Source organism: Sediminicoccus rosea, from assembly GCF_033547095.1.
Classification (GTDB): Bacteria; Pseudomonadota; Alphaproteobacteria; order Acetobacterales; family Acetobacteraceae; genus Roseococcus; species Roseococcus rosea.
Window position 1 is genome coordinate 2180855 of sequence record NZ_CP137852.1, and the last position, 11692, is coordinate 2192546.

An 11692-nucleotide genomic window follows, 5' to 3' on the forward strand; every position below is an offset into this window, starting at 1 on the left:
CTATATGGGGTGGCGGTCCCGAGGTGAAGACGCGAATGCCCCCCCATCCCGAAACCTGGCTGCGCGTGACGCCGGATGGCCTGTTCTGCGAGCCGGGCGGCTTCTTCGTGGACCCGGTGCGCGCGGTGGAGCGCGCCGTCATCACCCATGGCCATAGCGACCACGCCCGCCCCGGCCATGCCCATGTGCTGGCCACGGCCGAGACGCTCGCCATCATGCGCGCCCGCATGGGCGAGGACCGCGCGGGTGCCACGCAACAGGCGCTGCCCTATGGCGAGACGCTGACGATCAACGGCGTGAAGCTCTGGCTGCGCCCGGCCGGGCATGTGCTGGGCTCGGCGCAGGTCTGCCTGGAATGGCAGGGGTCGCGCGCCGTCGTCAGCGGCGACTACAAGCGCCGGCATGACGCCACCTGCGCGCCCTTCGAGCCGGAGCGCTGCGACGTCTTCGTGACGGAAGCCACCTTCGCGCTGCCCGTCTTCACCCACCCCCCGGCCGGGCAGGAGATCGCGCGGCTGCTGCGCTCCGTCGCCCTCTTCCCCGAGCGCACCCATGTCATCGGCTGCTATGCGCTGGGCAAGGCGCAGCGGCTGATCTCGCTGCTGCGGGAGGCGGGCTGGGAGGCGCCCATCCCGCTGCATGGCGCGCTGATGAAGCTCTGCACGCTCTATGAGGAACTCGGCGTGACGCTCGGCCCGCTGGTGCCGGCGACGGTGGCGGGGAAAGAGAAGTTGGCGGGCGCCATCGTGCTGGCCCCGCCCTCGGCCATCGCCGATCGCTGGGCGCGGCGCCTTTCCGAGCCCATTCCCTGCCTCGCCTCGGGCTGGATGCGCGTGCGGCAGCGCGCCCGCCAGGGCGGCGTGGAACTCCCCATGGTCATCAGCGACCATGCCGATTGGCCCGAGCTCCTCGCCACCTGCACCGAGGTGGAGGCCGGCGAGGTCTGGGTGACGCATGGGCGTGAGGAGGCGTTGATCCATGCGCTGGCGCAGCGCGGCATCCGCGGCCGCGCGCTGCACCTGGTGGGGCGCGGCGAGGGGGAGGAGGAATGAGCGGCAGCCTCGAAGCCTTCGCGGAGCTGTTGGAACGCCTGCTCTTCACGCCGGGCCGCAATGGCAAGCTCGCCTTGCTGCGGCAATGGTTCGCGGGGCAGCCTGATCCCGATCGCGGCATCGGCCTCGCCGCGCTGGCGGGCGAACTCAGCCTGCGCACCGCCAAGCCCGCGCTGCTGCGCGAGCTGATCGCGGAACGCACGGACCCGACGCTCTTCGCCCTCAGCTACGATTATGTGGGCGATCTGGCCGAGACCATCGCCCTGCTCTGGCCCGAGGGCGACCGCCGCAATGCGCCGCCACCGGGCCTGGCCGAGGTGATCCGGACGCTGGAGACGGCGCCGAAGGCCGCGCTGCCGGGCATCATCGCCGCCTGGCTGGACGCGCTGGAATCGGGCGCGCGGCTCGCGCTCATCAAGCTCATCACCGGCGGGCTGCGCGTCGGCGCCTCGGCCCGGCTGGCCAAGGCCGCGCTGGCGGAATGGGCGCAAGCCGAGCTCGGCGAAATCGAGGAGGTCTGGCACGGGGTGTCCCCGCCCTACCTCCCGCTCTTCGCCTGGCTGGAAGGGAAGGGCCCGCGTCCTGATCCGAACGGCGCGCCGGTCTTCCGCCCCCTCATGCTGGCCCACCCGCTGGAGGAGGCGGATTTCGCCAGGCTGCACGCGCCCGACTGGCGCGCGGAGTGGAAATGGGACGGCATCCGCGTGCAGCTCACGGCCGGGCCCGGCGGCGCGCGGCTCTGGTCCCGCTCGGGCGAGGACATCTCGGGCAGCTTCCCGGAGATCATCGCGGCGATGCAGTTCCATGGCGTGGCCGATGGCGAATTGCTCGTGATGCGGGAAGGGGAGGTGGCGCCCTTCGGCGACCTGCAGCAGCGCCTCAACCGCAAGAGCGTGACGGCCAGGATGCTGCGCGACCACCCCGCCCATGTGCGTCTCTATGACCTGCTCTTCGACGGCGAGGCGGATCTGCGCGCGCTGCCCTTCGATGAACGCCGCGCGCGCCTCGAAGCCTGGTATGCGCGCGAGGCGCCGGCCCGCATGGACCTCTCGCCCCTGATCGCCTTCGCCACCATGGAGGAACTGGCCGACATCCGCGCCGGCACGCGCGCCGCCTCCATCGAGGGGCTGATGCTCAAGCGCGGCGACAGCGTCTATTCGCCCGGCCGCGTGAAGGGGCCCTGGTGGAAATGGAAGCGTGACCCGCTGAACGTGGATGCGGTGCTGATGTATGCCCAGCGCGGCCACGGCAAGCGCAGCAGCTTCTATTCCGACTATACCTTCGGGCTCTGGCGCGGCCCAAAGGGGGAAGAGGAGCTCGTGCCCATCGGCAAGGCCTATTCCGGCTATACCGATGCCGAGCTCGCCTTCCTCGACAAATGGATTCGCGACCACACCACCGCCCGCTTCGGCCCGGTGCGGGAGGTGGAGAAGGCCCTGGTGCTGGAGGTGGAGTTCGACGCGGCCCAATATTCGCCGCGCCACAAGTCGGGCGTCGCGCTGCGCTTCCCGCGCATCGCCCGCATCCGCCGCGACAAGCCCGCGGAGGAGGCCGACCGGCTGGAGACGCTGGAGGCGCTGATCAAGCGGTGAAGACCGGGCGTTGAAAACCGGGCGTTGAAAACCGGATGCTGAAAACTGGGCGTTGAATCCGCGGCGTGGATGTCCCTAGGCTTCTCCTCCCGCCACGGAGAGCCCCCCCATGATGATCCGCGCCGCCCTTCTGCTGCTCGCCCTCGCCACGCCCGCGCTGGCGCAGCCGCAGGTGATCTCGACGCCCGGTTCGCCTGCCGCCATCGGCCCCTACAGCCAGGCGTTGCGTGTGGGCAACACGCTCTACCTCGCGGGCCAGATCGCGCTTGATCCCGTCACCAACCAGATGATCGCCGACCGCAGCATCGAGGCCGAGACGCGCCGCGTGCTGGACAACCTCAAGGCCGTGGTGGAGGCGGCCGGCTTCCGCATGAGCGACATCGTCAGCACCACCGTCTTCATGGCGGATCTCAACGAGTTCGCCCGGATGAACGCGGTCTACGCGACCTATTTCCCGACCAGCCCGCCGGCGCGCGCGACGGTGCAGGCCGCCCGCCTGCCGCGCGATGCGAAGGTGGAGATCGTCGGCATCGCCGCCCGGTGAGGCCTGGTTGACCCCCCGCGCCCCGCGTGATGCGCTGGGCGCAAAGCAGAGGGAGGTCATCCATGCCCATCATCCAGAACATCGCCAAGCAGCGCCTGGCCGAAGGCGGGCTCGCCATCGGCTTCGGCGTGCACCACCTGCGCGGCTCCGCCGTGGGCGCGCTGGGCGCCGCCACCGGCTTCGACTGGCTCTTCATCGACATGGAGCATGGCGCGATGAGCGTGGACGACGCCGCGCAGATCTCCATGGCGGCCCTGGGCCAGGGCTGCACGCCGATCGTGCGCTGCTGCAAGGACGCGCTCTTCGAGGGCACCCGCTGCCTGGACAATGGCGCCATGGGCGTCGTCGTCCCCCATGTGGACACGGTGGCCGAGGCGAAGCAGGTGGTGGAGGCCTTCCGCTTCCCGCCGCTGGGCATGCGAAGCTGGGGCGGCCCGCCCATCCTGTACGGCTTCCAGGCGCCCGATGCCGCGACGGCGCAGCGCGAGAGCAACGAGCAGGTGCTGATCGCCTGCATGGTCGAGACGGAGGAAAGCGTCGCCAATGCCGACGCCATCGCGGCGATCCCCGGCGTGGATGTGCTGATGTTCGGCACGAGCGACCTGACGGCGACCATGGGCATCCCGGGGCAGATCGGCCATCCGCGCGTGCGCGCGGCTTACGCGAGCGTCGCCGCCGCCTGCGCGCGCCACGGCAAGGTGCTGGGGATGGGCGGCGTCTATGACGAGGTGGTCGCACGCGACTATGTGGCGCTTGGCGCGCGCTTCATCCTGGGCGGCTCGGACCATGCCTTCGTGATGGCGGGCGCGGGCCAGCGCGCGAAATTCCTGCGCGGCCTCGCCGCAGGTTGATCCTGATCAAGGTGGGGGGAGGGGGCTGCGGCGCATCATGGCTGCAGTTGCGAAACATTCGCAAATAGACTTGCGAGTGGTTCGCAGTTGCGATAACCAGCGCTCAGACACCTCCTCACAGGGAACGCCATGCACCGCCGCAGCCTGCTCGCCGCCACCACCGCCTCCCTCGCCGCTCTTGGGGCCCCCGCCGTGCTGCGGGCGCAGGAGCGCGTGCTCAGCCTCTATTCCTCGCGCCACTACGACACGGATCGTGAGCTCTATGACGGCTTCACCCGGCAGAGCGGCATCCGCATCCGGCTGATCGAGGCCAATGCCGACCAGCTGCTGGAGCGCATCCGCTCCGAGGGCGCGAACAGCCCGGCCGATGTCCTCATCACCGTGGATGCCGGGCGCCTCGCGCGTGCGCAGGAAGCGGGCGTGCTGCAGCGGACGGCATCCACTGTCCTCCAGTCCCGCATCCCGGCCCATCTGCGTGACCCGGAGGGCCATTGGTTCGGCTTCTCCATGCGGGCGCGCGTGGTGATGTACGACAAGACCATCGGCCTGCCCGCCGGCCTCGCGCGCTACGAGGACCTCGCCAAGCCGGAATATCGCGGCATGGTCGTCACCCGCTCCTCCGGGAACATCTATTCCATCGGCTGGACGGCGAGCATGCTGGCCGCCAATGGCGCGGAGGCGACCGAGGCCTGGGCGCGCGGCATCGCCGCCAACCTCGCGCGCCCGCCCTCGGGCGGCGACACCGACCAGATCCGCGCCGTCGCGGCCGGGCAGGGGCGGCTGGCCATCTCCAATACCTACTATCTCGGCAATCTCGCGCGCTCGCAGCGCGCCGAGGATCGCGCGGTGGCCGAGAAGATGGCCGTGCTCTTCCCGAACCAGGGCGACCGCGGCACCCATGTGAACATCTCGGGCGCGGGTGTCGTCCGCACCGCGCCGAACCGCGAGGCGGCGGTGGCCTTCCTGGAATATCTGAGCGGCCAGGCGGCGCAGACCATCTTCGCCGACGGCAACAGCGAATATCCCGTGGTGGCCGACGCACAGCCCAGCGCCTTCCTGCGCGGCCTCGGCGCCTTCAAGCAGGACCAGCTGAACGCCGCGCGGATCGGCGCGCTCTCGCCCGAGGCGTTGCGGATCATGCAGCGCGCGGGCTGGCGCTGATGGTCATCTGTCTCTGCAACGGAATGAGCGATGGCGACGTGCGCGCCGCCATCGCGCAAGGCGCCTCGCGTCCCGCGGAGGTCTACGCCTGCTGCGGCGGGCGGGCGCAATGTGGTTGCTGCGCCCCGAGCGTTGTGCAAATTTTGCGTGAAACGCCCGCAAAGGCGTAGCGCGACAAGGAGACACTTCGCATGCCCAAGGGCGACCCCCGGGTCATCGAGCATCTGAACATCCAGCTCACCAACGAGCTGACGGCCATCAACCAGTATTTCCTGCATGCGCGCATGCTGGACGACTGGGGCGTGACCAAGCTCGCCAAGCACGAATACGCCGAGAGCATCGAGGAGATGAAGCACGCGGATGACCTCATCAAGCGCATCCTCTACCTCGGCGGCCTGCCCAATGTGCAGCGGCTGAACCCCATCCTCATCGGGCAGAACGTGAAGGAGGTCCTGGAATGCGACCTCAAGCTCGAGGTGAAGGCCCTGGCCGACCTGCGTGAGGGCATCGCCCATTGCGAGGGCGTGCGCGACTATGTCAGCCGGGACCTTCTGAAGGCCATCCTCGCCAATGAGGAGGAGCACGAGGATTTCCTCGAGACGCAGTTCGACATGATCCGCCAGATGGGGATCGAGAACTACATCCAGCTCAACAGCGCGGCGGCCCCCGAGCAGCACGGCTGAGGCCTCCCACGCGCAAAATGTTGCGCTGCAACATGAAATGCGCGAAACTCCTCGCCGGCGCTCCTCAGGGCGCCGAGCGAGGAACCAGCCATGCCGGATCACCTTCCCCCGCGTCCTGACGCGCCGCCCATCTTCTGGCCCTTCGGCGCGGTGCAGGACTACTGGCTGGATGCGGCGCAGCGCGCCATCCTGACCCTCGACGCGCTGCGCCAGCGCGGCGACAACCAGATCACCCGCAGCCAGGCCACGGCGCCGCATGTGCTCACCTTCGAGGTGGAAGTGCTGGTGGATGGCCGCCAGCTTGCCCGCCCGGTGAATTACGGCCTGGTGCGCATCATCCCGCCCGCGGGCCAGCGGGTGGACCCGGCGAAGCGCCCCTTCATCGTCTTCGATCCGCGCGCCGGCCATGGCCCGGGCATCGGCGGCATGAAGCAGGACAGCGAGATCGGCGTGGCGCTCGCCGCCGGCCATCCCTGCTATTTCGTGGGCTTCCTGCCCGAGCCCGTGCCCGGCCAGACCATCGAGGATGTCTGCGCGGCGGAGGCGCATTTCGTCGAGACCGTCATCGCCCGCCACCCGGAGGCGGAGAGCAGGCCCTGCCTCATCGGCAATTGCCAGGCGGGCTGGCAGATCATGATGATGGCGAGCCTCAATCCGGAGCTGCCGGGCCCCATCCTGCTGGCCGGCGCGCCGCTCTCCTACTGGGCGGGCGTGCGCGGCAAGAACCCGATGCGCTATTCGGGCGGCCTCTATGGCGGCAGCTGGCTGACGGCGATGAGCGGCGATCTCGGCCATGGCGTCTTCGACGGCGCCAGCCTCATCGCCAACTTCGAATCGCTGAACCCGGCGAACACCTACTGGAAGAAGCTCTACAACCTCTATTCCAAGGTGGACACGGAGGCGCCGCGCTTCCTCGATTTCGAAAGCTGGTGGGGCAATCCCGTCACGCTGAACGCCGAGGAGATGCAGTTCATCGTGGATGAGCTGTTCATCGGCAACAAGCTCTCCGCCGGCGCCATCGCCACGCGCGACGGCCGCCGGATGGATCTTCGCAATATCGGCGGGCCCATCATCGTCTTCTGTTCCTGGGGCGATGACATCACGCCGCCGCAGCAGGCGCTGGGCTGGCTGACCGACCTCTACGACACCGATGAGGAGATGCGGGCCGCGGGGCAGGCGGTGGTCTACACCGTGCACCAGACCATCGGGCATCTGGGCATCTTCGTCTCCGGCCAGGTTGCGAGCCGCGAGCATGGCCGCTTCACCAACTGCATGGACATGATCGAGATGCTGCCGCCCGGCCTCTACGAGGCGGTCATCACCGAGGTGGACGAGGACACGGCGAACCCCGAGCTGGTGCAGGGCAAATATCTCTTCCGCATCGAGGGCCGCAGCCTGGACGACCTGCGCGCGCTGGGCGGCAATGACGCGGCCGACCAGCGCCGCTTCGAGACGGTGGCGCGCGTCTCCGAGATCAATCGCGGCCTCTACGCGCAGTTCATGGCGCCCCTGCTGCGCCTGATGAGCACGCCGCAATCGGCGGAATTCCTGCGCCGCACGCATCCGCACCGGATGCGCTTCGAGATGTTCTCCAGCCGCAACCCGGCGCTGGCCGCCATTCCCGCCCTGGCCGAGGCGGTGCGCCAGGACCGCCGGCCGGTGGAGCCCGGCAACCCGCTTCTCGCGATGGAGCGGCAATTCTCCGAGGCGGTGGCGCAAGGCCTCGATGCCTATCGCGACGCGCGGGATGCGATGCGCGAGGCGGTCTTCCTCGCCACCTATGGGTCGCCCGTGCTGCAGGCCATGGTCGGCCTGGGTGCCGAGCCCGTCGGCGCCGGCCGCCGCGTGGCGCGGGACCTGGTGCGCGAGGCGGCCTATGAGCGCGCTGCTGCCGCCCTCTCGCACCGCATGGCGGAGGGCGGCCTGCCCGAGGCCATGCTGCGCGCGCTGATCCATGTGCTGCGCGCCGAGCGCGGCTTCGACGAGCGCGCGGCCCACGTCATCGAGGCGCTGCGCCAGGCGCAGCCCGCCGAGAAGCGCCTGACCCTGCCGCAGTTCCGCGACCTGGTGCGCGACCAGTCGCAGCTTCTCCGCATGGACGAGGCGCGTGCGCTCGCCACCTTGCCCGGCCTGCTGCCGGAGGATGCAGGGGTGCGGGCCCAGGCCTTCGCCGCGCTGCGGAGCATCGTGCTGGCGCAGGGTGGGCTCTCGCCGGAAGGCCAGGCGCGGCTGGATGCGCTGGCCGAGGCCTTCGGCGCGGTCACGCCCGCGCTCGAGGCGCCCGCCATGGAGGCATCGGCGCCGAAGCTCGCTGCGCCACCCGCGCGCAAGGCGCCCGTCCGCAAGGCGCCCCTCAAGGCACCTGCCCGGCGCCCGCGGGGGCGCGGCTGATGCAGCCCCCTCCGAGCCCTGTCCTCGCCGGCAGAAAGGCGCTCGTCGTGGGCGTCGCGAATGAGCACTCCATCGCCTATGGCTGTGCCAAGGCCTTTCGCGAACTCGGCGCCGACCTCGCCATCACCTATCTGAACGAGAAGGCGCGCCCGCATGTGGCGCCACATGCCGAGGCGCTCGGGGCCGAGATCCTGGCGCCGCTCGACGTCTCCATCCCCGGCCAGCTGGAGGCGGTGTTCGAGGAGATCACCCGCCGCTGGGGCCGGCTCGACATCCTCGTGCATTCCATCGCCTTCGCGCCGAAGGAGGATCTGCAGGGCGGCCTGCTGAACTGCTCGGCCGAGGGCTTCGCCAAGGCCATGGACGTCTCCTGCCATTCCTTCGTTCGCATGGCGAAGCTGGCCGCTCCGCTGATGACCGAGGGCGGCGCCATGTTCGCGATGAGCTATTACGGCGCCGCGCGCGTCGTGCCGAACTACAACGTGATGGGCCCGGTGAAGGCGGCGCTGGAGGCCTCGTGCCGCTATCTCGCGCATGAGCTGGGGCCGCAGGGCATCCGCGTGCACGCCATCTCGCCCGGGCCGCTCAAGACGCGCGCCGCCTCGGGCCTCAAGGATTTCGAGCTGCTGCTGGCGGAAGCGGCCGAGCGCGCCCCGCTCGGCGAGCTCGCCGACATCATGGATGTGGGCTTCGCCTGCGCCTATCTCGCCACCCCCTATGCGCGCCGCGTCACGGGGGGCACCATCTACGTGGATGGCGGCGCCAACATCGTCGCCTGAGACAACGCATGACCTCCCGCTATGACCGCCTGATCGCCGCCGGGGCGAGGCTGCCGCCCACCAGCGTGGCCGTCGCCCACCCCTGCGACGCGACCTCCATCGAGAGCGCGATGGAGGCGATGCGCGCGGGGATCATCCGCCCCATCCTGGTCGGCCCCCGCGCCAAGATCGCGGCCGCGGCGCAGGCGGCGGGCGTCACCCTCGACGGCATCGAGCAGGTGGATGCGCCACACAGCGACGCGGCGGCCGAGATCGCCGTGGGCCTGGTGCGCGAGGGCCGGGCCGAGGCGCTGATGAAGGGCAGCCTGCACACGGATGAGCTGATGCGCCCCGTGGTGGCGCGCGAGGGCCTGCGCACCAAGCGCCGCGTCAGCCACTGCTTCGTGATGGATGTTCCGGGCCACGCCGACCCGCTGATCATCAGCGACGCCGCCGTGAACATCGCGCCCACCCTGGCCGAGAAGGTGGACATCACGCAGAACGCCATCGACCTCGCGCAGGCGCTTGGCTTCCAGGAGGTGCGTGTTGCGATCCTCTCGGCGATGGAGACGGTGAACCCCGCCGTGCCCAGCACGATCGAGGCGGCGGCGCTGTGCAAGATGGCCGATCGCGGGCAGATCACGGGCGGGCTGCTGGATGGGCCGCTGGCCCTCGACAACGCCATCGACATGGCGGCGGCGGCGATCAAGAAGATCGTCTCGCCCGTCGCGGGGCGCGCCAATGTGCTGATCGTGCCCGACCTCGAGGCCGGGAACATGCTGGCCAAGAGTCTCACCTTCCTGGCGGGCGCGCAGGCGGCGGGGATCGTGGTGGGCGCGCGCGTGCCCATCATCCTGACCAGCCGGGCCGACAGCCGCGTCACGCGCATCGCCTCCTGCGCCATCGCGGCGCTGGTGGCCGCCGCGCGGCGCAGCGTTCCGGTGCGCGCGCTGGGCGACTGAGCCATGGCCGAATTCTTCCTGGTCGTGAATGCCGGCTCCTCCAGCATCAAGTTCGGCCTGCACGAAACCAGCGCGCCCTTCGCCGCCCATCTGCGCGGGCTGATCGAGGGCATCGGCACCGCGCCGCATCTCAGGCTGCGCGATGCGGCGGGCGAGACGGTGCTGGAGCGGCGCTGGGCGCCCGAGGGCTTCGACCATGCCCGCGCCATCGGCGAGATGCTGGCGCTGGAGCGGGAGGCGCTGGGCGATTCGCGCGTGGTCGCCGCCGGGCACCGCGTGGTGCATGGCGGGCTGGATTTCGCGCGGCCGGTGCGCGTGACGCCCGGGATCCTGGACCGTCTCGCCGCCCTCTCGCCGCTCGCGCCGCTGCACCAGCCGCACAACCTGGCGCCGATCCGCGCGTTGGTGGAACTCGCCCCCGAATTGCCGCAGGTGGCCTGCTTCGACACGGCCTTCCATCGCAGCCAGGCGCCGTTGGTGCAGGAATTCGCACTGCCGCGCCGCATGACCGAGGCGGGCATCCGGCGCTACGGCTTCCACGGCCTCTCCTACGAATACATCGCCACGCAACTGCCGGGGCTCGGCCTCGCGCAGGCGCGCGTCATCGTGGCACATCTCGGCAATGGGGCGAGCCTCTGCGCCATGCAGGGCGGGCGGAGTGTCGCCAGCACCATGGGCTTCACCGCGGCCGATGGGCTGATGATGGGCACGCGCTGCGGCGCGCTGGACCCGGGGGTGCTGATCCATCTGATGGACAGCGAGGGCATGGATGCCCGTGCGCTGGAGGCGCTGATCTACAAGGAATCTGGCCTGCTCGGCGTCTCGGGCATCTCGTCGGACATGCGGGCGCTCCGGGCCTCCGATGCGGTGGAAGCGCGGCATGCCATCGCACTCTTCGTCCATCGCATCCACCGCGAGATCGGCTCGCTGGCCGCGGCCCTGGGCGGGCTGGATGCGCTGGTCTTCACCGCCGGCATCGGCGAGAACGACGCGGCCACGCGCGCGGAGGTGGCGGCGGGCTGCGCCTGGCTCGGCCTGACGCTGGACGCGGCGCGCAACGCAGCGGGCGAGGGGCGCATCAGCGCCGAGGGCTCACGCCTCTCCGCCTGGGTGGTGCCGACGGATGAGGAGGGCATGATCGCCCGCCATGTCGTCGAAGTGCTCAGCCAGGGCATGGCCCTGCCGGACTGAAGCGCAGGCTGCGGCGGGCGTCACACGGAAGGTCATTCTCGTCCGGCACTCACGGATCGCGTTGCTGGTCCTCGCGCAGCGGGCCGCGTCAATCAGGTCAGCGGTCGCGGGAGAATCCGACAGGCGAAGGCCTGCCGGTCATTCCACGATCTCCTGCGGCGCGCAGCCGAAGCGCAGCAGATTGCCGTGCGGGTCGTGGATGGTGAATTCCTTCATGTCCCAGGGACGGACGGTGAAGGCGGACAGGCCAGCCACGCCGCGCGCCGCGAATTCCGCATGCAGCAGCGGCACCTGGCCCCCGCGGATGTAGCAGGAGGTGTGCTCCGGATGGACGCGATCGGTCGTCAGGCAGAAGTGGAGTTCCATCGACTCGCGGCGAAGGATCGCGTAATCGCCCCAGGATTCGCCGGCGAAGCCGAGCTGCTCCGTGTAGAAGCGCATCGTCTCTTCGAGGTCGAGCGAGGCCAGGATCGGGATGCAACGGGCCGGATCATTCATGTCGCAGCA

The 11692-nt window shown here is 70.1% G+C and carries 12 protein-coding genes; 11 read left to right on the forward strand and 1 reads right to left on the reverse strand.

Features of this window, described 5'->3' with window-relative positions; all coding sequences use genetic code 11:
- Window positions 1-35 precede the first annotated feature (35 nt).
- From R9Z33_RS10520 to R9Z33_RS10570, 11 genes are all read left to right on the forward strand, one after another.
- The gene (locus R9Z33_RS10520; RefSeq protein ID WP_318651249.1) at window positions 36-1052 is read left to right on the forward strand and encodes a ligase-associated DNA damage response exonuclease; all 1017 of its coding nucleotides are present in this window, start codon (window positions 36-38) and stop codon (window positions 1050-1052) included.
- Window positions 1049-2644, forward strand: coding sequence for a cisplatin damage response ATP-dependent DNA ligase (locus tag R9Z33_RS10525; RefSeq protein ID WP_318651250.1), 1596 nt, complete (start codon window positions 1049-1051; stop codon window positions 2642-2644). The genes R9Z33_RS10520 and R9Z33_RS10525 overlap by 4 nt, the downstream gene beginning before the upstream one ends.
- 109 nt (window positions 2645-2753) lie before the next feature.
- Complete coding sequence (locus R9Z33_RS10530; protein WP_318651251.1) at window positions 2754-3188, forward strand: Rid family detoxifying hydrolase; 435 nt, start codon at window positions 2754-2756, stop codon at window positions 3186-3188.
- Window positions 3189-3250: 62 nt separating this feature from the next.
- Window positions 3251-4039, forward strand: coding sequence for an HpcH/HpaI aldolase family protein (locus R9Z33_RS10535; protein ID WP_318651252.1), 789 nt, complete (start codon window positions 3251-3253; stop codon window positions 4037-4039).
- A gap of 129 nt (window positions 4040-4168) precedes the next feature.
- The gene (locus tag R9Z33_RS10540; protein WP_318651253.1) at window positions 4169-5200 is read left to right on the forward strand and encodes a Fe(3+) ABC transporter substrate-binding protein; all 1032 of its coding nucleotides are present in this window, start codon (window positions 4169-4171) and stop codon (window positions 5198-5200) included.
- Window positions 5200-5370 carry a (2Fe-2S)-binding protein gene (locus R9Z33_RS10545; protein ID WP_404830669.1) on the forward strand — a complete coding sequence of 57 codons (171 nt, stop codon included), beginning with the start codon at window positions 5200-5202 and terminating at the stop codon, window positions 5368-5370. The genes R9Z33_RS10540 and R9Z33_RS10545 overlap by 1 nt, the downstream gene beginning before the upstream one ends.
- Before the next feature lie 21 nt (window positions 5371-5391).
- Entirely contained in the window at window positions 5392-5883 is a 492-nt protein-coding gene (bfr, locus tag R9Z33_RS10550) for a bacterioferritin (protein ID WP_318651254.1), read from the forward strand.
- Between the two features lie 90 nt (window positions 5884-5973).
- Complete coding sequence (locus R9Z33_RS10555) at window positions 5974-8274, forward strand: DUF3141 domain-containing protein (RefSeq protein ID WP_318651255.1); 2301 nt, start codon at window positions 5974-5976, stop codon at window positions 8272-8274.
- Between the two features lie 47 nt (window positions 8275-8321).
- Window positions 8322-9053, forward strand: a complete 732-nt coding sequence (fabI, locus tag R9Z33_RS10560) for an enoyl-ACP reductase FabI (protein WP_450104025.1) — start codon at window positions 8322-8324, stop codon at window positions 9051-9053.
- An 8-nt stretch (window positions 9054-9061) separates the two neighbouring features.
- Window positions 9062-9994 (forward strand): phosphate acetyltransferase, encoded by a 933-nt coding sequence (locus R9Z33_RS10565; protein WP_450104026.1) that lies wholly within the window; start codon window positions 9062-9064, stop codon window positions 9992-9994.
- A gap of 3 nt (window positions 9995-9997) precedes the next feature.
- A complete protein-coding gene (locus R9Z33_RS10570; protein ID WP_318651257.1) occupies window positions 9998-11185 on the forward strand; it encodes an acetate/propionate family kinase in 1188 nt (395 codons plus the stop codon).
- Window positions 11186-11323: 138 nt separating this feature from the next.
- On the opposite strand, the gene R9Z33_RS10575 is transcribed toward R9Z33_RS10570, so the two are convergent.
- A complete protein-coding gene (locus R9Z33_RS10575; protein WP_318651258.1) occupies window positions 11324-11683 on the reverse strand; it encodes a VOC family protein in 360 nt (119 codons plus the stop codon).
- Between the last annotated feature and the right edge of the window lie 9 nt (window positions 11684-11692).